This is a genomic window from Archangium gephyra (genome assembly GCF_042230915.1).
GTDB classification, from domain to species: domain Bacteria; phylum Myxococcota; class Myxococcia; order Myxococcales; family Myxococcaceae; genus Archangium; species Archangium gephyra_B.
Genome location: NZ_CP102578.1, coordinates 10115877 through 10136703, shown reverse-complemented (window position 1 = coordinate 10136703; position 20827 = coordinate 10115877). Strand labels below are relative to the sequence as shown.

The window sequence follows — 20827 nt, the reverse complement described above, 5'->3', positions numbered from 1 at the left end:
GGGGCGCGGAGGCATGGCCCAGGTGTACCGGGGGCTGCACGAGATGTTGCAGCGCGAGGTCGCCATCAAGGAGATGCTCGCGGACCCGGTGCGCGACAAGGAGGCCGTGTCGCGCTTCCGCCGCGAGGCGCTCGCGCTGGCCGCCTTCCGCCACCAGAACATCGTCACCCTGTACGATCTGGTGGAGAAGAACGACGTCCTCTTCATGGTGATGGAGTTCGTGGACGGGCCCACCCTGCACGAGCTCATCAAGGAGGGGCCGCTGCCGCCCGAGGTGGGGGCCGCCATCGGGGCGCGCATCGCCGGGGCGCTCGAGCACGCGCACTTCCGCCACATCATCCACCGCGATCTCAAGCCGGCCAACGTGATGCTCACCAAGGCCGGTGACGTGAAGCTGATGGACTTCGGCGTGGCCAAGGACGTGGGCCTGGAGGCCCTCACCGCGCAGGGCATGGCGGTGGGCACGCCCTCGTACATGTCCCCCGAGCAGGTGACGGGCGCGCCGGTGGACGGGCGCACGGACCTGTTCGCGCTCGGCGTGCTGCTCTACGAGGCGCTCTCCGGCGCCCGCCCCTTCCTGGGCCGCAACACCGGCGAGGTCTTCGCCCGCATCCGCGACGGCGAGTACGCCCCGTTGCAGAAGGTGGCGCCCCACATCCCCAAGCCGCTGGCGGACATCGTGAAGCGCGCCCTCGAGGTGCGTCCCGAGGATCGCTTCCCCAACGCCGCCGCCATGCGCCGCGAGCTGGAGATGTTCCTCGCCCAGCGCGTGGGCATGTCCTACGAGGCCCTGCTCGTCGGCTTCCTGCGCCACCGCAAGAAGCTCACCGAGACCGAGGCGCTCGCCCACCTCACCCAGAAGGAGCTGGACGTCGTCGACGTCTTCGACGACCAGGCGAAGCTGCTCTCCCGGCCGTGGGCCCGGTGGCTGCTCGCCTTCGCCGCCGTCGCCGGAGCCCTGGGCACCGGCCTGGCCCTCACCCACTCGTATTGGATGGGACTGGTGCGTCAGCTCACCATCCGCTGACGCGCACGTCCCCAGGAGCACATGTCATGGGCAAGATGATCACCGCCATCCTCGCCATCGCCGTCATCTCGGGCGCCGCGTATTACGCGCTCAATCACGCCTCGCGCGGCGCCTCGCCGGAGGGGACGAGCCAGGCGAAGCGGCAGCTCGACAACGTCCGCGGCGCCGCCAGCCGCATCGAGTCCGATGCCGACCAGCGGGCGCGTGACCTGGAGTCGAAGATGGGAGACGGGCAGTAGGCCGCGGGGCTACTTGCGGCGCGCGGGGGCGCTCTTCTTCGCCGTCGGCTTCGCGCCCCGGCCCTTCTTCTCGTGCGTCACCGTGACGAGCGTCCCGATGCCGCCGCGCACGAAGAAGTCGCCCTCCACCGTCAGCTTCCTCGGCTGGATGGCGCGCACGATGTCGTCGGCGATCGTGTTGGTCACCTTCTCGTGGAAGGCGCCCTCGTCCCGGTACGACCACATGTAGAGCTTCAGGCTCTTGAGCTCCACGCACAGCTCGTCCGGGACGTAGCGGATCTTGAACTTCGCGAAGTCCGGCTGCCCGGTCAGCGGGCAGAGGCACGTGAACTCCGGCACGTCGAAGGCGATCTCGTAGTCGCGATCCGCCGCGGGGTTGGGGAAGGTCTTCAGTTCCTTGGTCGGCTGGGAGGACATGGCGGGGTGTCGTCTAACACACACCGGGCGGATTTCAGCCTGTCTGTGGCGGACGCTCCCCCTCCTGCCTGGTCCCCCCTCCTGTCCGCCCCCCAACGTCCTCTCTGTCCAGGGGGGAGCAGCCGGGGCCGGCCCACCTTGTGTCTCCCGTGACAGGGGCGTAACTCAGATCCTCGCCCCGCATGCTGCCCTCCGACTTCCAGGACATTCTCGCGTGCGTCCCCCAGGCCGTGGTCCGGCTCGGACCGGATCTCCGTGTGGAGTGGCTGGAGCCGGACTTCGGCGCCAAGACGGGCATGGCCCTCCAGGTGGGGGACCCGGTGCTCTCGGCCCTCGAGGGCGGCTGGGGCCGGGATGCCCTGGAGCGAGCCCTGCGCGAGGGCCGCTCCCACTCGGGCCACGCCATCACCTCGGGCCTCAAGCAGGTGCGCATCCGCGTGCGTCCCTCGGGCGCGGGCGCGGAGCCCGGCGCCTGGCTCCTCTTCGAGCCCTCCGGGGCCGATGACGACGTGGCCTTCGCCCAGGCCCTCCAGGAGATCGCCCGCGAGGTGGGCGAGACGCTGGACGTGGACAGCGTGTGCAAGGCCGCGGTGCTCGCCGTGGTGCGCTGCGCCCAGGTGCGCCGCGCCGAGGTGTACCTGGCCGAGGAGGGCCAGCCCCTGCGCCGCGTGGCCGTGTCCGACCTGGCCAGCGCGGACTCTCCCGAGGACGCGCTCGAGGACCATGCCGACTCCTTCGAGGCGGCGCTCATCACCCGCCAGCCGCAGATTGGCGTCCAGCGTGGCTACGGGGATGCGGTGGGCTCCATCTTCGCCGCGGTGCCGCTGCTGTCGCAGAAGCGTGCCCTGGGGCTGCTCGTCCTCTACAAGGAGCAGGGCACCTCCTTCTCCCTGCGCGAGCTGGATTTGTGGAGCGCGGCGGCCGGGCAGGTGGCGGTGACGGTGGAGAACGCGCGCCTCTTGCGCGAGGCCCAGGCGGCCCTGCGCGTGCGCGAGGAGTTCATGTCCATCGCCTCGCACGAGCTGAAGACGCCCCTCACCCCGCTCAAGCTCACGCTGCGTGCCATGGAGCGGCGCATCGCCCAGGGCCAGCGCGTGGAGGCCTCCAGCCTCACCAAGTCCAAACGGCAGGTGGAGCGGCTGGAGCGGCTGGTGAACGAGCTGCTGGATGTCTCGCGGCTGGAGGAGCGTCAATTGTCGTTGCAACTCGCGCCGCTGGAGTTGGGCCACCTGGTGGCCGAGGTGGTGGACCAGTTCCGTCACTCCCTGGAGCGCCCCTTCAACCTGGTGGTGCCGCGCGAGCACCTCTGGGTGCAGGCGGACCGGGAGCGGCTGGAGCAGGTGCTCGTCAACCTGCTGGAGAACGCGGACAAGTACAGCCCCAAGGGCGAGCCCATCTCCGTGGAGGTGGAGGCGCTGCTCGGCGAGGCGCGCCTGCACGTGAGGGACCGGGGCATCGGCATCCCCACGCAGGACCAGTCGCGCCTCTTCCAGCGCTTCCACCGGGCGGGTAACTCCTCGCACCGCCACTTCGGCGGGCTGGGGCTGGGGCTCTTCATCAGCCACTCCATCGCCCAGCTGCACCAGGGCGCGCTGTCCATGGCCAGCGCCGAGGGCCAGGGCTCCACCTTCACGCTGGGCCTGCCGCGCATGTCCGCCAACGAGGTGCGCCGCCTGCCGCGCCGGGTGCTGCTGCTGGACGAGGACCCGGTGCAGGAGCTGACCGCCGAGCGCGTGCTGCGCGCCGAGGGCTTCGAGGTGCTCACCGCGCACGGGGGCGTGGAGTCGCTGCGCCGCGCCTCCTCCCTGCCGGTGGACCTGGTGCTGCTGTCCGAGGGCGCCCCTCCCACCCAGCTGGGCGTCTTCCTGTCCGCCTTCGCGGAGTTGCCCCGCGCCCGGCCGATTCCGATCGTCCTGGCCGGGGCCTCTCGGCCCGCCTGGGCCCACCCGGAGCACTCCCTGTGCTCGCGGCCCTACCGGGAGCAGGAGCTGCTCGCCGCCGTACGCGCCACGCTCGGCGTGATCGGCGAGCGCGGGCGCACCGAGGAGCACGCCTCCTGTCTGGAGCGCGTCCCCTTGGAAGCCCTCATGCTGCCGTGAGGGGCCCCACCGGGCCCCCGCTCTCCTGAACGCCCCGGGCTCTTGCGGACGCTCCCGTCGTTTTGCCTGCATACACGGGCTGACGCAGTGCAATAGACTCTGTGCGTCAAACGGGATTATTCCGCCGAGAGGGAGCGCTGATGCCGCATCGAGGCCCGGGCCGCTATGGGTTGTACGAACCGGACACCGAGCACGACGCCTGTGGGGTGGGATTCGTGGCCCACATCCAGGGGGAGAAGTCGCGGGGCATCGTCGAGGACGCGCTAGAGCTGCTCAACCGGTTGAGCCACCGGGCCGCGGCGGGGAGGGATCCCGAGACGGGGGATGGCGCCGGCATCCTCATCCAACTCCCGCACCGCCTCTTCGAGCGCGAGCGGCTGGGCTTCGTGCTGCCGCCCCGCCATCAGTACGGCGTGGCCATGGTGTTCCTCCCCTCGGACGAGGAGGCGCGCATCGCCTGCGAGGCGGCCCTGGAGCAGGTGGCCACCGACGAGGGCCAGCGCGTGCTCGGCTGGCGCGACGTGCCGGTGGAGCCCTCCCACCTGGGGCGGCTGGCCCGTGAGGGGGCCCCCGTCATCCGCCAGCTCTTCGTCGCCCGGCGCCGCGTGGTGCCCAGCGCCTTCGAGCGCAAGCTGTTCCGCATCCGCAAGCTGGCCGAGCGGCGCATCCGCGAGCGTTCCCTGGATCCGGACGGCCAGTTCCACGTGGCCAGCTTCTCGGCCGAGACGCTCATCTACAAGGGCCTGCTCCTGCCCCGGCAGTTGCCGCGCTTCTACGTGGACCTGCAGCACCCCGAGTGCGTGAGCGCGCTGGGCCTGGTGCACTCGCGCTTCTCCACCAATACCTTCCCCACCTGGGAGCTGGCGCAGCCGTTCCGCTACATCGCGCACAACGGCGAAATCAACACGCTGCACGGCAACCGCAACTGGATGAACGCGCGGCGCGAGCTGCTGCAGTCGGCCAGGTTCGGAGGCAGCCTGGCGCCGCTCTTCCCCCTCATCGTCCCCGGCAAGAGCGACTCGGCCCAGTTCGACAACATGGTGGAGCTGCTCTACCTGGGCGGCCGTCCGCTGCCCCACGCCATGATGATGATGATCCCCGAGGCGTGGGAGGGCCACACGCTCATGAGCGACGAGCGGCGCGCCTTCTACGAGTACTCCAGCGCGCTGCTGGAGCCGTGGGACGGGCCGGCCGCCATCGCCTTCACCGACGGGCAGCTCATCGGCGCCACGCTGGACCGCAACGGCCTGCGCCCCGCGCGCTACCTCGTCACCGAGGACGACCGCATCATCCTCGCCTCGGAGACGGGTGTGCTCGACGTGCCCGCCTCGCAGGTGCGCCGCAAGGGCCGACTCACCCCGGGCCGCATGCTGCTGGTGGACATGCTCGAGGGCCGCATCCTCGAGGACGAGGAGGTCAAGCGCGACATCACCGGGCGCTGGCCCTACCGGCGCTGGCTGCAGAACAACGTCTTCACCTTCGACGACCTGCCCACGGTGCCCGCGCCGCAGCGGCTGGGCGGCGAGGAGCTGTGGCGGTTGCAGCGCGCCTTCGGCTACTCGGACGAGGACGTGCGGCTGCTGCTGCGGCCCATGGCCGAGACGGGCAAGGAGCCGGTGGGCTCCATGGGCACCGACACGCCGCTGGCGGTGCTCAGCGATCAGGCGCCCTCGCTCTTCAACTACTTCCACCAGCTCTTCGCGCAGGTGACCAACCCGCCCATCGACCCCATCCGCGAGTCGCTGGTGATGACGCTGGCCACCGGGCTGGGGCCCGAGGGCAACACCTTCGAGGAGACGCCGGAGCAGTGCCACCGGCTATCGCTGCCGGGCCCCATCCTCACCAACGGACAGCTCGCGAAGCTGGCCGCCATCCGCAACGAGGGCATCTTCGAGACGCTCCCGCTCAGCCTGCTCTACCCGGTGGCGGGGGGCGAGGGCGCGCTGGAGGAGGCCGTGGAGCGGCTGTGCACCGCGGCCGTGGAGGCGGTGGACGCGGGCGCCAACATCCTCGTGCTGAGTGACCGGGACGTGGACGCGGCCCATGCCGCCATCCCCGCGCTGCTCGCCGTGTCCGCCGTGCACCAGCGGCTCGTGCGCGACGGCATCCGCATGTACACCGGCCTCGTGCTGGAGACGGCCGAGGCGCGCGAGGTGCACCACTTCGCGTGCCTCTTCGCCTACGGCGTCTCCGCGGTGAATCCGTATCTCGCGCTGGACACGCTGCGCGCCCTCGCGGACTCGGGCGAGCTGCCGGTGGACCAGGAGAAGGCGCAGGAGAACTTCATCCACGCCATCGAAGAGGGGCTGCTCAAGGTGATGTCCAAGATGGGCATCTCCACGCTCCAGTCCTACCGCGGCTCGCAGCTGCTCGAGGCCGTGGGCCTGCAGCGGGGGCTGGTGGAGCGGCACTTCACCGGCACTCCCTCGCGGGTGGAGGGCGTGGGCCTGCCGGAGCTGGGGCGTGAGGTGCGCGAGCGGCACGCGCTCGGCTTCGGCCCGGTGGCCGAGCACGAGGCGGAGCTGCTGCCCGTGGGCGGCCAGTACCAGTGGCGCCGCCGGGGCGAGACGCACAAGTGGAACCCGGCCACCATCGCGAAGCTGCAGCAGGCGGCGCGCACGAATGACGCCGCGCTCTTCGCCGAGTACTCGCAGCTGGCGGACGACGAGTCGCGCGCGTTCTGCAACCTGCGCGGGCTCCTGGAGGTGACGGCCGAGGGCCGTACCCCCGTGCCCCTGGAGGAGGTGGAGCCGGCGGTGGAGATCGTCAAGCGCTTCGTCACCGGCGCCATGTCCTTCGGCTCCATCAGCGCCGAGGCCCACGAGACGCTGGCCATCGCGATGAACCGGCTGGGCGGGCGCTCCAACAGCGGCGAGGGCGGCGAGGAGTCGCGCCGCTACACGCGCGACGAGAACGGGGACCTGCGGCGCAGCGCCATCAAGCAGGTGGCCAGCGCGCGCTTCGGCGTCACCACCGAGTACCTCGTCAACGCGGCCGAGCTTCAAATCAAGATGGCCCAGGGCGCCAAGCCCGGCGAGGGCGGACAGCTCCCGGGCCACAAGGTGGACGAGCGGATTGCCCGCGTGCGCTGGTCCACGCCGGGCGTGACGCTCATCTCCCCGCCGCCGCACCACGACATCTACTCCATCGAGGACCTGGCGCAGCTCATCTATGACCTGCAGGCGGTGAACCCGGCGGCGCGGGTGAGCGTGAAGCTGGTGAGCGAGGTGGGCGTCGGCACCATCGCCGCGGGCGTGGCCAAGGCCGGCGCGGGCGGGGTCGTCATCTCCGGCTACGAGGGCGGCACGGGCGCCTCGCCGCTCTCCAGCATCAAGCACGCGGGCCTGCCGTGGGAGCTGGGGCTGGCGGAGACGCAGCAGGTGCTGGTGCACAACGGCCTGCGCGGGCGCATCCGCGTCCAGGTGGATGGCGGCCTGCGCACTGCCCGGGACGTGCTCGTCGCCACGCTGCTCGGCGCCGAGGAGTTCGGCATGGCCACCGCGAGCCTCATCGCGCTTGGGTGCATCATGCTGCGCAAGTGCCACCTCAATACGTGCTCGGTGGGTATCGCCACCCAGGACGCGGGCCTGCGCGAGCGCTTCCACGGCAAGCCCGAGCACGTGGTGAACTTCTTCTTCCTGGTGGCCGAGGACCTGCGGCGGCAGATGGCGGCCCTCGGGGCGCGCCGGCTGGACGAGCTGGTGGGCCGGGTGGACCTGCTGCGGCAGCGGCTCGCCTCGGACCACTGGAAGGTGAAGCGGGTGGACCTCTCCGGGTTGCTGTCGCTGCCCCGCGCTCCCGCCGAGGAGCCCCGGCGCTGTGACTCGGCCTGGGGCAAGGATGTGTCGGACCACCTGGACCATGAGCTGCTTAAGGACGCCCAGGCGGCGCTGGAGGGCGGAGCGCCCACGCTGCTGGTGCGGCCGGTGAGCAACACGCACCGCGCCGTGGGGGCCATGCTCTCGGGGGAGATCGCCCGGCGCTACGGGGCGCGGGGCCTCCCGGACGGGCAGCTGCGCATCCGCCTGCAGGGCTCGGCGGGGCAGAGCTTCGGGGCGTTCCTCGCCAGCGGCGTGACGCTGGAGCTGGAGGGCGATGCCAACGACTACCTCGGCAAGGGGCTCTCCGGTGGGCGCGTCATCGTCTACCCGCCCGGCGCCAGCCGCTTCGCTCCCGAGGAGAACGTGCTGGTGGGCAACACCGTCCTCTACGGCGCCACGGCCGGCGAGGTGTACCTGCGCGGGCTCGCGGGCGAGCGCTTCGCGGTGCGCAACAGCGGCGCCCAGGCCGTCGTCGAGGGCGTGGGCGACCACGGCTGCGAGTACATGACGGGCGGCGCGGTGGTGGTGCTCGGGCCCACCGGGCGCAACTTCGCCGCGGGCATGAGCGGGGGCATGGCCTTCGTGCTCGACCGCGAGCGCTCCTTCCGTGAGCGCTGCAACCTGGAGATGGTGGAGCTGGAGTCGCTGGTGGACGAGTCCGAAATCTGGCTCGTGCACGGGATGATTGAACGGCACCTGCACCACACGGCCAGCAAGCTGGCGCAGCGGGTGCTCGACAACTGGGAGCGGATGGTGCCGCAGTTCGTGAAGGTGATGCCCACCGACTACAAGCGCGTGCTCCAGGCGCGCCGGGCGGCCCGCAAACCGCCTCCGGCCACGCTGCCGCGGCTCCAGGTCGTGGGAGGGGAGGGCTGAGCCATGGGAAAGACGACTGGCTTCATGGAGTGGCAGCGCGTGCCCGCCCCCAAGCGGGAGAAGTCCGAGCGCGTGGGGGACTCGCGCGAGTTCGTCCTGCCACTGTCCGACGAGGAGGCGAAGCGGCAGGCGGGGCGCTGCATGGATTGTGGCGTGCCCTTCTGTCAGCAGGGGTGCCCGCTGGGCAATCCCATCCCGGACTTCAACGACGCGGTGTACCGGGGCAAGTGGAAGGAGGCCTTCCTCGCGCTGAGCGCCACCAACAACTTCCCCGAGCTCACCGGACGGCTGTGCCCGGCACCCTGCGAGGCCGCGTGCGTCCTCGGCATCAACCAGGACGCGGTGACCATCGAGCAGATGGAGAAGGAGATCATCGAGCGCGCCTTCGCCGAGGGTTGGGTGCGAGCCCGTCCTCCGGCGAGCCGTACGGGCAAGCGCGTGGCGGTGGTGGGCTCGGGGCCCGCGGGGCTGGCAGCGGCGGCGCAGCTCAACCAGGCGGGGCACCGCGTCACCGTATACGAGCGGGATGACCGGCCCGGGGGCTTGCTGCGCTACGGGATTCCGGACTTCAAGCTGGAGAAGTCCGTGCTGGACCGGCGGCTGAAGCTGCTGGAGGCCGAGGGTGTGGAGTTCCGCTGCGGCGTGGACGTGGGCCACGAGCCGGGTTTCGCCGCGCTGCGGGAGCAGTACGACGCGGTGGTGCTGGCCATGGGCGCGAGGAAGGCGCGGGAGCTCGAGGCGCCCGGGCGCGAGCTGTCCGGCGTGGTGCCGGCCATGGAGTACCTGGAGCACCAGAACCGGGTGGTGTCGGGGCTGGCCACGCTCGAGCCCCGGTTGAACGCGGCGGGCCGGCGGGTGCTGATTCTCGGTGGTGGTGACACGGGCTCGGACTGCCTGGGCACGGCGCTGCGCCAGGGTGCGGCGAGCGTGACGCAGGTGGAGCTGATGCCGGCTCCGCCGAAGCTGCGCGCCGAGGGCAACCCGTGGCCGCGCTGGCCGCTCATCTTCCGCACCTCGTCGAGCCAGGAGGAGGGTGGGGCGCGCGAGTTCGGGCTGATGACGAAGCAGCTCGTGGGCGCGGACGGGCGGCTGCAGGCGCTGCACGCGGTGCGGGTGGAGGTGCAGCGGGAGGCAGGAGGCGCGCCCCGGCTGGTGGAGGTGCCCGGCTCCGAGACGATCTACGAGGTGGACCTGCTGGTGCTGGCCATGGGCTTCACGGGGCCGGACACCGGGCTGCTCGCCGAGCAGCTGGGCATGAAGCTCACGCCGCGAGGTAACGTGCAGGTGGATGCGCGCTTCGCCACGTCGGTGGACGGCGTGTTCTGCGCGGGTGACGCGAGCCGCGGGGCGAGCCTCATCGTCTGGGCGCTGGCGGACGGACGCGAGGCAGCGAAGGCCGTCGACACGTACCTCACCCGGGAGGACTCCGCGCTGCCGACGAAGGGCAAGGACTGCGCGTTCGGGTGAGCAGGGATTCTGACCTTTTGGAGCCCGGCGTGCTTTCTGGGACCGGGCCTTTGTTTGCCTCTATGCCCGCGGCGGGTCAGTTGCGTGCCGTCGGAGCCCACTGATGTCTCGTGAGCGTCTCAGCCGGCGTGTCGTGCTCGCGGGCGGCGGCCTCGCGATGGTGCTGGGCGGGCTGGCGCTGTTCCGTGGCGGGCCGCGGGTTGATCCCAACGTGGTGCGTCGCCGCGCGGAGGAGGTCGCCCGCCGCCATGGTGTGCGAATCGTGCTGCATGGCCTGCCGGCTGATGAGGCGAGTGGCCGTGCGGCGCCCTTGCCGGAGATCCCCGATGGCATCGTGACGGCGGTCGAGCCCGCGGTTCTGCCCTGGGCCCTGGACGGCATCGAGCGGGCGCTCGGCGCCTATCCCGAAGGCTTCTACGGACGCCATTGCGCCACGATCTTCGTGTGCGGTTCCCTCACGTTCGAGGGGCGTCCGGCGGGTGGTGCCTACGTTCCAGGTCAGGACTGGATCGTCCTCGCGGCGCCAGCGGAGCGCGGGCAGGCGACCATCGAGCTGACCAGCGAGCTCGGCATCCATCACGAGTTCAGTTCCATCGTCTGGGCCCGCGCGGTCACCCTGCCCGGGCGATGGGCGACGCTGCTGCCGCCCGGACAGGCTTTCGCCGAGTCGACCGGCCGCGCGCTCGACCTCGCCGATGCGCCGCCGCCTCCACCGGAGACGGACTTCCTGTCGGCCTATAGCGCGACCTCCGCCGAGAACGACTTCAACACCTATGCGGAGACGGTCTTCACGCAGCCCGCGCGCCTGGTGGAACTGGCGAACCAGCATCGCACCGTGGCCGCCAAGCTCGCGCTGGTGCTGGATTCCTATGTCGACCTCGAGCCGCGCATGGAGGCCGTCTTCCGCCGTCTCGGATTAGGGGCTCTGATCGGCGCGTCGCGCCAGCTCGTGCCCGGTGGCGCGGGCCCGTCTCCGCTGAAAATCCCGGCGGGCCAGCTCGTCGAGCAGGAATAACCGGTGTTCGAATTGTAAGTCACCAGGCCTGCCTACTTCGTGTCTGGATGACTCAACTCTTCTGGCAGGGGGGCTCGAAGGAATCTCAGTCCCTTTGGGAGTTGAATGACTTGAAAGCCCTGACCGGCGATCTTCACACGTTCGCCATCGGTGGCATTTCCACTGGAGAGCCATCCGTCTGCCTCTTCTTGTGTCGAAAACGAATGAGACACTTTGATTTGGTAGGAGGGATCACGGATGTCTTGGTAATACTTTTGGAAGTCCTTCGTTTTCCCGATGTGGAGGACGTAAAGTAGCGAAATCGCAGCAAGCTGGATTGTCTTTTCCTCTTTTGAGCCCTCTTGGAATTTCTTGCTCGCGGAGTCCAGGGTTCTAAGGGTGTCGTCCAAGTCGAAATCAGGAATGATTGTCATTTCACCACCAGGTCCTTTCCCCGGTTCAGAGCGCGAGGGGTGCCAGAATCAACGCGCCAGAACCGCCAGTTGCAACGACGAAGGCAACACCCGCGACGACGACGACCGTTCCCATTGCGATTTCGGTCTTGTGATTTCCGAGCCAGTCGAGCGCGGCATCAATGTTCGAGAAGTGCAGCTTCTTGCTTTTCTTCTCTCGCTCGGCCTGCTCCTGCTCCTCGATGCACTCCATGTATTGTTCGCGGCAAATCTTCGTGCAGTACTCATTGTGCGGGCCAGAGCCCTTCTTGATGCTCGAAATTGGAGGAGTCCTGTTCCAACACCTGTCGAAGCACTGGATGTGCTCTTCATCGCAATCATGGCCACCAGAGCCGCCGATGCCTCCTCCCTCCTCGGAAATGACGTAGATTCTGCGTTCCGGTTGCCGCGTGTGCGCACACCCGAAGTTGACCAGTGCCATGGTCATCAGCAAAACCACTTGTTTCATTTCTCCCCCTGGCATGCTGCGAGCAGGTGAGAACGGTAGCACTCCGTTGGAGGGCACACCCCATCGAGCCCGACTTCTGTTGAGTGCACTACCGCCGGACGCGCCGCCGCGTCACGGTGATGTCCACGATGGGCGCGGGGCTCCCTTCCGTACCCGCCGCTGATGCCTTGCGCACCCCGAGCACCAACCGGCTGCCCTCGGCGCCACGGATGCTCTGGATGGCGTTCGTGAAGCCGAGCTCCACTACCGGCCGCCCGTCGATGCGCACGATGCCGTCTCCCGTCACCAGCCCCGCCTCCGCCGCGCCTCCTCCCGGAAACACCTGGCCCACCACCAGCGCGTCGTCTCGCGCCGCCAGCACCGCCCCGATGCCCACCATGTCCAACTGTGGCTCCTCGCCTTCCTCCGTCTTCCTCAACTCGAGCAACTGGGGCGGCGTGGTCTCGGGGCTCACGCCGATGCCCGAGATGAGGCGGCTGTGATGCCCCTCGGCGGACACGTACAGCGTCATCTGGCCCGTCGGCAGCCCATCGAGGGTGAACCCGCCCTGGGCGTCCGTCAGGGCGTCGTAGCGCACGGACAGCGCGCCTTGCCCCGTGCCCACGCCCTCGACGGCGACGCGCGCACGCTCCAGCGCAAGGCCCGAGCCCTCCTCCACCACGCGCCCCGTCATCTTCGCCCCCCGTCCGAGCGATACGTCCGCCGTCACCGGCCCCGAGGCTCCTCGCGGCACCTCCACGCTCACCTCCGACGGGGCGTAGCCGTGCGCGGCCACCTCCACCACGTAGCTCCCGGCGGGTACTCCGGCCAGCTCGTAGTGGCCCTGCGCGTCGATGAACGAGAGCTGCGCGAAGCCGTCCCGCTGCAGCGGGCCCCGCTTCTTGAACACCGCCAGGGTGAAGGAGGGCATGGGCTTGCCCGTGGCCGCGTCACGCACCGTGCCCACCAGCCTCGCCCCCTGTCCGAGCGTCAGCACCAGGTCCATCCTCCCCGCCGCCACATCCCTCAGCTCTCCGGGCGCCTGCCCCATCAGCCGCGCCGCGACGTCGTAGCTCCCCGGCTCCAGGCCCTCGACCGCGAAGCGTCCCTCCGCGTCCGTCACCGTCTCGTAGCCGAGCTCGTCTCCGTACCTCTTGGGCCACGCGCTCGCGGCGGACACGACCGACACCAACGCCCCTGCCACCGCCGTCCCGCCTTCGTCCACCACGCGCCCCGCCAGCGACTCGCCCAGGGGCGGCGCGGCTTCGCTGCCCTCGCGCTTGCCCAGCTTCAACACCAGCCGGCGTGCCAGCACGGCCGAGGGTGTCACCTCGGCCCGGGCGGAGGTGTGCGCCGGGTGGCGTGCCTCCACGACGGCTCCCTCGGGCGCGTGGAAGCGGAACTCCCCGCGCGCATCCGACGTGGAGCGCTCAGGCGTGGGGAAGAGCACCGACTCCCCACCGCGGCCCGTCAGCATCCGCACCTGCGCTCCGGCCACGGGCTGCCCGTCCGGGCCCTCCACCCGCCCCACCAGCTCCACCTCGGCCGTCAGGGCGAGCACGATGTCCGAGATGCGCTGGCCCGGCACCGCCGTGAAGCGGATGGGGCTCTGCCCCCACTCGGGACCGAAGGGCAGGTACCCCCGCGCCGTCACCACCGCGAGCTGCCACGTGCCCGCCCTGTACGGAACGAAGCGGAAGCGTCCACTCGCATCCGTGCGCGCGGACGTGGCGCCTCCTGGCCCCGCGAAGGTCAGCTCGGCGCCTTCCACGCCCTCTCCCGTGGTGGCCGAGATGACGCGCCCCTCGAAGGCCCCGTGCGGCTCGGCCGAGTCCTCGGCCCGGGTGGCGGGCACCAGGCGCGTGGGCAGGGCCGTCGCAGCGTGGGCGGGCTCCGGCTTGGGTGACGTGTCCGTCGCGGGGCGGGCGGGCGCGGGCGTCGGTTCCACGGCGGCCGTGGGCCGCGGGGCCTGGGGCTCCCGTTCTCCGCCGCGTCCCCGGAGGAGGAGCAACAGGGCTCCCACCAGCACCAGCACGACGACGAGCCACCCGAGTGTGCGCTTCCGGTCCATGGCACGGAAGGCTAGCGCAACCCCCGGGTGCTTCTTATAGCTTCGCGCCGCTTCAACCCCCAGGAGGCACGTCCATGAAGGTCTACGGTCATCCGTTCAGCACCTGCACCCGCAAGGTGCTCACCACGCTCGCCGAGAAGGGCCACCAGGCCGAGTTCGTGATGGTGGATTTGACGAAGGGCGAGCACAAGGCGCCCCAGTACACGGCGAAGCACCCCTTCGGCGTCATCCCCTTCTTCGAGGATGACGGCTTCACCATGTACGAGTCGCGCGCCATCATCCGCTACCTCGACGCGAAGCTGCCGGGCGAGAAGCTGACCCCGAGTGATCTGCCCTCGCTCGGCCGGATGGAGCAGTGGCTGAGCGTCGAGCAGTCCTATTTCTCTCCCAGCAGCATGGCCATCATCATGGAGATGTTCTTCAAGCCCATGAGCGGGGGGAAGCCCGACATGGACAAGGTGAACAAGGGCCGTGATGGAACGGCCAAGGCGCTCGACGTCGTCGACCGGGCCCTCATGTCCCAGGCCTACCTCGCGGGCGACAGGTTCTCCCTCGCGGACATCTCCTGGATGCCCTACCTGCAGTACCTCTCGGCCACCCCCCACGGCACCCTCATCACCGAGCGCCCGCATGTGAAGTCGTGGTGGCAGCGCCTCAGCACCCGGCCCTCGTGGAAGAAGGTGAACGGCTAGTCCGTAGTCCCCGCGGTACCCGCGCGGGTCCGGAGGAGCGCCTCACGGTGTCCCGGACCCGCCCGGTCCTGGCCGATGGCCGGGACGCAGTGCCTCCTTTCGCTCTCCTGGCCGCATGCCCGGCGTTCGCGAGTCCGCGAACGTGGATGCGGACACGTACGCCTTCCGACGTTATCTTGCAGGTCATGCCGAAGGCATTACCTCGAAAGTCGCCCCCCGCCCTGTCCGGCAAGTGGCTGCGTCACTGGCTCACCCGGGAGCAGCTCCAAGTGCTCGCGGGCGATGACGTCTTCTCCCGGGGAGCGGGGCTGGCCGCCAGGGGGAAGGTGCGCTCCTGGTTCGCCGTACCGGAGGTGCTGCACGGAGAGGTCCGCAGCCGGGGTGGGGGTTGTCTCCCGGTGTCGGTCTCCGCGAACGAGCAGGGGCTGCTCGGCAACTGTCCGTGCTCCCGCTTCGAGTCCACCGTCATCTGTCAGCACGGGGTGGCGCTCGGGCTGGCCGTCCTCGCGGCCCTCCACCCCGCGCAGGAGGTGGATTCTCCCGCCGGTCAGGAGGAGCTCCCACCGGCCACTCCCGAGGAGGTAACGGCCTGGCTGGAGGCACATCATGTCTCCCATCTGCGCTCCGTTCCCGTCTCGGAGCTGGACACGCTCCTGCCGCGGGGGTTCTCCCTGTCCCACCGGCTCTACCTCCTGGAGGGGTGCTCGGTCGCCTCCGTGCTGGACGGCTCGCGGCCGCTGCCCGAGGACTGGTCCGAGAAGGAGCGGGACCTCTACATGCGGGCCGCGTGGCTCCGGGCCCGCGTCGAGGCCCATCGTGTGAGCCTGGGGCTGGAGCAGGAGCGGACCCGCCGCGGGTTTGCGCGCCCCACGGATGCGCGGCTCGAGCCCCTCGTGCAGCTGCTCCAGCGGGAGCGGGCCCGGGTCCGCGAGCACGCCGTTCCCCGCCTCCTGCCCGGCAACGAGCGGATGCTCCGCTTTCCGGAGAATCGTCCGGTCGCGCACGTCCACGAGGCCGGGTATGGGCTCTCCGGCACGTATCACCTTTCGGAGCACGCCCATCACCGGTGTGTGCGGGTGGCGCTTCCCCAGCTCCTCGAAGGCGAGGAGCGCGCCCTCACGTGCTCGACGTGTGCGCCGCGGGGGCCGGCGCGCTGCATTCACGCCCTCACCGCGCTCGACGTGCTGCTCGCCGCGCTCGGGGATTCGCGGCGGGCGGTGGAGAACGCGCGGCTCGCCGAGCGGCTCTTCGTGGCGCCCGGCCGCGAGCTGCTGGCCGCCATGGACAAGGTGGCGCTCGGGCTCCGGGCCCGTCAGGAGTCCGCTTCCACCACCGCCCAGGTCAGCTTCCGCCTGGAGGGTGTCGGCGAGGGGGAGCCTCGCTTGCGGCCCTACCTCCACCGGCCGTTGAAGCGTGGTGGCCTGTCCAAGGGAACGCAGGTGGCCCTGCGCGACGAGGCCGAGGCCCGGGCCGCGCTCGTCTCCCCCGAGGAGGTGGAGGCCTTCGAGCTGTGCCGCCTCGTGTCGCGGATGCATGAGGCGGGAGATCGCCTGCGGGTGCTCGTCCAGACGCTGAAGTTGCTGGAGCACCACCCCCGGCTGGTGCTCGAGACGAAGCCGGAGACGCCGCTGCGGGTGCGCTCCGCGCCGCTCGGCTTCACCATCGAGGAGGGCGAGGAGGGGGAGGGGCTCCGGGTGCGCCCCACCGTCGGAGGAGAGCCGGTGCCCCCGGGCGTCCTGCAGCGGCTGATGGCGGGGCGCGCCCCGCAGCCCTGGCTGTACGTGGAGCAGGAGCAGCCCCGGGTGACGCTGGTGTCCGCCTCGCCCGAGGCGCTGGCGGTGTTGGGGCCGGTGGTGGAGTACGGGGGGCGGTTGCCCGGCTCGGCGCGCGCGGAGCTGCTGCGGCGGCTCGGCGGGGTGGAGTCGGCTGTTCCTGTCTCCCTTCCCCCGTCCATGGAGGCGCGCGAGGTCCCGGCCGTGCCCGGACTGTTGTTGCGCCTGCGGCCCACGGGTGGGGAGACATTGGAAGGCGCGCTGCTCGTCCGGCCCCTGCCCGAGGCTCCGCCGCTGGTGGCGGGCGAGGGCGACGACGTCGTCCGGGGCCTGCGGGGCGGTGAGCGGGTGCGGGCGCGCAGGAAGCTGGAGGCCGAGCGCGCCGAGGCGGCCGCGCTGCTGGAGCGGCTGGGGCTGCCGGTGGAGGCGCACGGCCACTTCACCCTGGAGGGCCCGGAGGCGGCGCTCGGCCTGCTCGAGCGGTTGGAGCCCCTGACGGGCCCCTCGCTGCGCGTGGAGTGGGAGGAGCGGCCGTGGAGCATGGTGCGCTCGCCGGATGCGCGGGGCTTGAAGGTGGAGGTGCACCGGGAGCACGACTGGTTCGGCGTGCGCGGCGGCGTGGAGCTGGAAGGGGAGCGCGTGGAGCTGGCCCTGCTGCTGGACGCGCTGCGGCGCGGGCACCGCTACGTGACGCTGGCGCCGGGGCGGTGGATGCGGCTCACCGAGGCGCTGCGCGAGCAGCTCGCGCCCCTGGCGGACGTGGCGCATCCCTCGCATGGAAAGTGGGAGGTGAGCGCGGCGGCGGCCGCCGCGCTGGACGGGCTGGCCGAAGCCGGGGCCCAGGTGGAGGCCCCACCGGACTGGCGCCAGCTGGCCGGACGCATCCGCGAGGCCCAGCGGATGAAGGTGCCCGTGCCCGCGAGCCTGAAGGCCCGGCTGCGCGACTACCAGCGCGAGGGCTTCGTCTGGATGGCGCGGCTGGCGGCCTGGGGCGGGGGCGGGTGCCTCGCGGACGACATGGGGCTGGGCAAGACGCTGCAGACGCTCGCGCTGCTGCTGCACCGCGCGGAGGCGGGCCCGGCGCTGGTGGTGGCGCCCACCTCGGTATGCTTCAACTGGGTGCGCGAGGCGGCGCGCTTCGCTCCCTCGCTGAAAGTGCACGCCTACGGCGGGGCCGAGCGCGAGGAGCTGCTCTCCGGCCTGGGCGCGGGCGACGTGGTGGTGGTGAGCTACACGCTGCTCATGCGCGAGGCCGCGCGCTTCGCCGAGGTGTCCTTCGCCACGCTGGTGCTGGACGAGGCCCAGGCGGTGAAGAACCCGGACACGGCGCGGGCGAAGGCGGTGCGGGCGCTGAAGGCCGAGGCGCGCATCGCCCTCTCGGGCACGCCGGTGGAGAACCGGCTGTCGGAGCTGTGGAGCCTCTACCGGCTCGTCTTCCCGGGGCTCCTGGGCAGCCGCGAGTCCTTCCGCACGCGCTTCGCCGGGCCCATCGAGCGGACGAAGGACCCGGAGGCACGCGCGGCGCTGGCGCGGGTGGTGCGGCCCTTCCTGCTGCGGCGCACCAAGGGGGAGGTGGCCCGCGAGCTGCCACCCCGCGTGGAGACGGTGGTGCCCATCACCCTCTCCGAGGGCGAGCGGCGGCTGTACGAGGACACGCGGCTGGCGGCGCTGGCACGGCTGGCGGACGCGCGGGGCCCGAAGAAGCGCTTCGAGGTGCTGGCGGCGCTCACCCGGTTGCGGCTGGCGGCCTGCCACCCGAGGCTGGTGGATGCGGACTCGCCGTTGGCGTCCTCGAAGCTGGAGCGCCTCCTGGAGGTGGTGGAGGCCGTGCGCGCCGGGGGCGGCCGGGCGCTCGTCTTCAGCCAGTTCGTCAAGCACCTGGCGCTGGTGCGCGAGGCGCTGGAGGCGCGGGGCGTGACGCTGCGGTACCTGGATGGACAGACGCCCGCGGCCGAGCGGGAGGTGCAGGTGGCGGCCTTCCAGCGGGGCGAGGGGGACGTCTTCCTCATCTCACTCAAGGCGGGGGGCACGGGCCTCAACCTCACGGCGGCGGACCACGTGCTGCACCTGGACCCCTGGTGGAACCCGGCGGTGGAGGACCAGGCCACGGACCGGGCGCACCGCATCGGCCAGACGAAGCCCGTCACGGTGACGCGCCTCATCTCCGAGGGCACCATCGAGGAGGCCATCCTCGCGCTGCACGAGGAGAAGCGCGACCTGGCCAACAGCCTGCTGTCCGAGGCGGACGGGGCGGCGGCGCTCTCCACCGAGCAACTGCTCGGGCTGCTGCGCTACGGGGCCGAGGGCGAGGCGTCCGCCGGGGACGTGCTCGCCGCGCGTCACCGCACCGGGGGAGCGAGGCCTGTCACGGGAATGACACCGGGATGACACGGCCGCGGGATGCGTTTCCGCCAGGCCTACCCGGGCCGCGTGAGGACGCGGAAGTCGGTGGGCTTCACCCCGAGCCGCGTGAGCGTCAGCCGGGCCCGCGGGTGGAGGAAGGTGGCCAGCTCCACCTCGCGCTGCCGGGCATGGCGGCTCCTCACTGTCTCGGGTGGGTAGCCCGGGTGGCACCTCAGCTCGGTGACGCCCTCCTCGGGCAGCGAGGCGAGGTACTCCTCCAGCCGCTCCAGCGTCCACCAGGCCTCCGCGCCCGCGTCCCCGAGGAAGTGGTCGTTGGTGCGCACGCCGTGCACGCGCAGCGCGCTGCGCATGTCCGGGCTGGTGGAGCGCACGGGCAGCCGGAGCGCGCGGGCGGCACGCACCAGGCCCTCGAAGACTCCGGGGTGCTGGTGCAGGTGCTTGTGCACGTCCACGTGCGTGGCCGGCTGGCCGAGCAGCACGTCCAGCCGCTCCAACTGGGCGAGCGCCTCCGCCTCCACCACGTCCGGCGTCAGGCGCGGGACGAGCGGCTCCGAGAAGGCCCCGCCCTGGAGGGCCTCGACGGGGAAGGCGGCCCAGACGGGGAGGCCGCGGGAGAGGTTGAAGTGCAGGCCGATGGACAGGCCCCGGGCCTCGTGGGCGGCGGCCTCGGAGTAGGGCGTGTTCACCATCAACGTGGCCGATGAGACGATGCCCTCGTGCATGGCGCGGAGGATGCCCCGGGTGACGGCCGGGTCGTACCCCAGGTCGTCGGCGTTGATGATGAGGGCGCGCCCCGGAGCGCTCACACCGGAGCCCCGGCTGGCTCGCGGCCCCTCACCACGCTGAGCAGCAGCGCCCCCAGTCCGAAGAGGATGGTGGCCAGCGCGACGAGCGCCCCCAGGATGGGCACACGCCCCGCCAGCGTCAGCAGCACCAGCCCCAGCAGCAGCGCCACGGCGAGGTGGGCCCCCGTCTTGTGGAAGCGCTCGAGCAGCCACCGGCCGAGGAACAGGCCCACCACCGGGAAGGACAGGGCGATGGCGAAGGCGTAGAGGGCGAGGATGAAGAGGCCGAGCCACCAGCCGCCGAGCAGCATGCCCACGAGGAAGACGAGGCCGGCGAGCAGCGGGATGCTCACGAAGAGCGCCGCTCCCCAGCCCAGGCTCGGCAGGGGCCGCTGGCGCAGCATAGCCGTCACCCGGCGCGCGAACCGGGGCGCGAGCAGGGCGAACAGCAGCCCCAGCGCGAACAGCCCCACGAGCGAGCGCAGCCAGAAGTAGACGCCCAGCAAGGGGCCTCGGCCCGCCGCGGCGTGCCGGGCGGCGAGATGCTCCACCGAGCCCGCCACGACGGCGCCCGAGGCGATCTGCGCGTCCTTGTCACTGCGGTAGCTCAGGTTGCCGTTGACGCGGGCCTCGTTGGTGAGCCGCAGCGTGCCCGCCTCCGCGTGCGCGTCCTGGCCCACCGGGGCCGCCAGCGTGAGCGTCCCCGCAGCGGCCCGCAGCTCGCCCAGCACCGGCGCGTAGACGCGGGCATCCCCGGAGGCGAGGTAGAGGTCCCTCCCCACCTGGGCCTCGGGGGTGAGCCGCAGGTTGCCGGCGGCCAGCATCGCGTCCTCGCCCACGGGCGCGCTCACGGACAGCTCGCCGCCCGCGGCCCGGAGGCTGCCGCGCACCGGGCTGGAGATCCGGCTGTTCGAGGCGGCGGACATCACGTCCCCCTCGACGGTGCCGGAGATGTCCACCTGCTCCCCCATGACGACGAGGTCGCCCCGGACGGTGCCCTGGATGTTCACGGTACGGCCGAAGGCATAGAGGTCCTCGTCGATGACCTCCTGGGGGCCCACCTTCACCACGTCTCCGCTGCGGACCTCGGCGGCCGAGGCCATGCCGGGCACCAGGGCCCAGAGCACCAGCAGGGAGGGGAGCCAGGGGAGCCAGGGACTCCGGTACCGCTCGGCCTTCGTGGACATGATGAAGCCCTCCCGCGTGAGACTGTTCATCTCCAACGCTGGAGGTCCCCCATCGGCCGGGCAAGGCACCCGGGGCGGCCAGGCCTTCCGCCGCGGGCACCATCGCCCGGAGTCCG

The 20827-nt window shown here is 71.3% G+C and carries 14 protein-coding genes; 8 read left to right on the top strand and 6 right to left on the bottom strand.

Going from position 1 to position 20827, the window contains the following annotated elements; genetic code table 11:
- The first annotated feature begins 13 nt into the window (after positions 1–13).
- Positions 14–1027, top strand: coding sequence for a serine/threonine-protein kinase (locus NR798_RS39900; RefSeq protein WP_375767817.1), 1014 nt, complete (start codon positions 14–16; stop codon positions 1025–1027).
- A gap of 26 nt (positions 1028–1053) precedes the next feature.
- Entirely contained in the window at positions 1054–1266 is a 213-nt protein-coding gene (locus NR798_RS39895) for a hypothetical protein (protein ID WP_375767816.1), read from the top strand.
- A 9-nt stretch (positions 1267–1275) separates the two neighbouring features.
- On the opposite strand, the gene queF is transcribed toward NR798_RS39895, so the two are convergent.
- The gene (gene queF, locus NR798_RS39890; protein ID WP_375767815.1) at positions 1276–1683 is read right to left on the bottom strand and encodes a preQ(1) synthase; all 408 of its coding nucleotides are present in this window, start codon (positions 1681–1683) and stop codon (positions 1276–1278) included.
- A 182-nt stretch (positions 1684–1865) separates the two neighbouring features.
- Between queF and NR798_RS39885 the strand changes: the two genes are divergently transcribed.
- The 4 genes from NR798_RS39885 to NR798_RS39870 all read left to right on the top strand — a co-directional run bounded on the left by NR798_RS39885 (position 1866) and on the right by NR798_RS39870 (position 10961).
- Entirely contained in the window at positions 1866–3782 is a 1917-nt protein-coding gene (locus NR798_RS39885) for an ATP-binding protein (RefSeq protein WP_375767814.1), read from the top strand.
- Between the two features lie 140 nt (positions 3783–3922).
- The gene (gene gltB, locus NR798_RS39880) at positions 3923–8479 is read left to right on the top strand and encodes a glutamate synthase large subunit (protein WP_375767813.1); all 4557 of its coding nucleotides are present in this window, start codon (positions 3923–3925) and stop codon (positions 8477–8479) included.
- Between the two features lie 3 nt (positions 8480–8482).
- Positions 8483–9946 carry a glutamate synthase subunit beta gene (locus tag NR798_RS39875; RefSeq protein ID WP_375767812.1) on the top strand — a complete coding sequence of 488 codons (1464 nt, stop codon included), beginning with the start codon at positions 8483–8485 and terminating at the stop codon, positions 9944–9946.
- Between the two features lie 103 nt (positions 9947–10049).
- Positions 10050–10961, top strand: coding sequence for a hypothetical protein (locus tag NR798_RS39870; RefSeq protein WP_375767811.1), 912 nt, complete (start codon positions 10050–10052; stop codon positions 10959–10961).
- A 32-nt stretch (positions 10962–10993) separates the two neighbouring features.
- Here the strand turns inward: NR798_RS39870 and NR798_RS39865 are convergent, their stop codons facing one another.
- From NR798_RS39865 to NR798_RS39855, 3 genes are all read right to left on the bottom strand, one after another.
- Entirely contained in the window at positions 10994–11374 is a 381-nt protein-coding gene (locus tag NR798_RS39865) for a hypothetical protein (protein ID WP_375767810.1), read from the bottom strand.
- Between the two features lie 25 nt (positions 11375–11399).
- Complete coding sequence (locus NR798_RS39860) at positions 11400–11861, bottom strand: hypothetical protein (protein ID WP_375767809.1); 462 nt, start codon at positions 11859–11861, stop codon at positions 11400–11402.
- Positions 11862–11949: 88 nt separating this feature from the next.
- Positions 11950–13911: a carboxypeptidase regulatory-like domain-containing protein gene (locus NR798_RS39855; protein ID WP_375767808.1), complete on the bottom strand. Its 1962-nt coding sequence runs from the start codon at positions 13909–13911 to the stop codon at positions 11950–11952.
- Between the two features lie 74 nt (positions 13912–13985).
- Between NR798_RS39855 and NR798_RS39850 the strand changes: the two genes are divergently transcribed.
- Complete coding sequence (locus tag NR798_RS39850) at positions 13986–14603, top strand: glutathione S-transferase family protein (RefSeq protein WP_375767807.1); 618 nt, start codon at positions 13986–13988, stop codon at positions 14601–14603.
- A 185-nt stretch (positions 14604–14788) separates the two neighbouring features.
- Positions 14789–18763 (top strand): DEAD/DEAH box helicase, encoded by a 3975-nt coding sequence (locus NR798_RS39845; RefSeq protein ID WP_375767806.1) that lies wholly within the window; start codon positions 14789–14791, stop codon positions 18761–18763.
- Between the two features lie 29 nt (positions 18764–18792).
- Here NR798_RS39845 and NR798_RS39840 read toward each other — a convergent pair whose 3' ends face one another.
- Both NR798_RS39840 and NR798_RS39835 read right to left on the bottom strand, forming a co-directional pair.
- The gene (locus NR798_RS39840) at positions 18793–19545 is read right to left on the bottom strand and encodes a carbohydrate deacetylase (RefSeq protein ID WP_375767805.1); all 753 of its coding nucleotides are present in this window, start codon (positions 19543–19545) and stop codon (positions 18793–18795) included.
- The gene (locus tag NR798_RS39835) at positions 19542–20711 is read right to left on the bottom strand and encodes a polymer-forming cytoskeletal protein (protein WP_375767804.1); all 1170 of its coding nucleotides are present in this window, start codon (positions 20709–20711) and stop codon (positions 19542–19544) included. Before NR798_RS39835 ends, NR798_RS39840 begins: the two co-directional genes overlap by 4 nt.
- Positions 20712–20827: the final 116 nt, after the last annotated feature.

Excerpts from the sequence above, each read along its gene's own strand:
- NR798_RS39900 (WP_375767817.1), top strand. The coding sequence starts at position 14 with ATGGCCCAGGTGTACCGGGGGCTGCACGAGATGTTGCAGCGCGAGGTC.
- NR798_RS39895 (WP_375767816.1), top strand. The coding sequence starts at position 1,054 with ATGGGCAAGATGATCACCGCCATCCTCGCCATCGCCGTCATCTCGGGC.
- queF (WP_375767815.1), bottom strand. The coding sequence starts at position 1,683 with ATGTCCTCCCAGCCGACCAAGGAACTGAAGACCTTCCCCAACCCCGCG.
- NR798_RS39885 (WP_375767814.1), top strand. The coding sequence starts at position 1,866 with ATGCTGCCCTCCGACTTCCAGGACATTCTCGCGTGCGTCCCCCAGGCC.
- gltB (WP_375767813.1), top strand. The coding sequence starts at position 3,923 with ATGCCGCATCGAGGCCCGGGCCGCTATGGGTTGTACGAACCGGACACC.
- NR798_RS39875 (WP_375767812.1), top strand. The coding sequence starts at position 8,483 with ATGGGAAAGACGACTGGCTTCATGGAGTGGCAGCGCGTGCCCGCCCCC.
- NR798_RS39870 (WP_375767811.1), top strand. The coding sequence starts at position 10,050 with ATGTCTCGTGAGCGTCTCAGCCGGCGTGTCGTGCTCGCGGGCGGCGGC.
- NR798_RS39865 (WP_375767810.1), bottom strand. The coding sequence starts at position 11,374 with ATGACAATCATTCCTGATTTCGACTTGGACGACACCCTTAGAACCCTG.
- NR798_RS39860 (WP_375767809.1), bottom strand. The coding sequence starts at position 11,861 with ATGAAACAAGTGGTTTTGCTGATGACCATGGCACTGGTCAACTTCGGG.
- NR798_RS39855 (WP_375767808.1), bottom strand. The coding sequence starts at position 13,911 with ATGGACCGGAAGCGCACACTCGGGTGGCTCGTCGTCGTGCTGGTGCTG.
- NR798_RS39850 (WP_375767807.1), top strand. The coding sequence starts at position 13,986 with ATGAAGGTCTACGGTCATCCGTTCAGCACCTGCACCCGCAAGGTGCTC.
- NR798_RS39845 (WP_375767806.1), top strand. The coding sequence starts at position 14,789 with ATGCCGAAGGCATTACCTCGAAAGTCGCCCCCCGCCCTGTCCGGCAAG.
- NR798_RS39835 (WP_375767804.1), bottom strand. The coding sequence starts at position 20,711 with ATGTCCACGAAGGCCGAGCGGTACCGGAGTCCCTGGCTCCCCTGGCTC.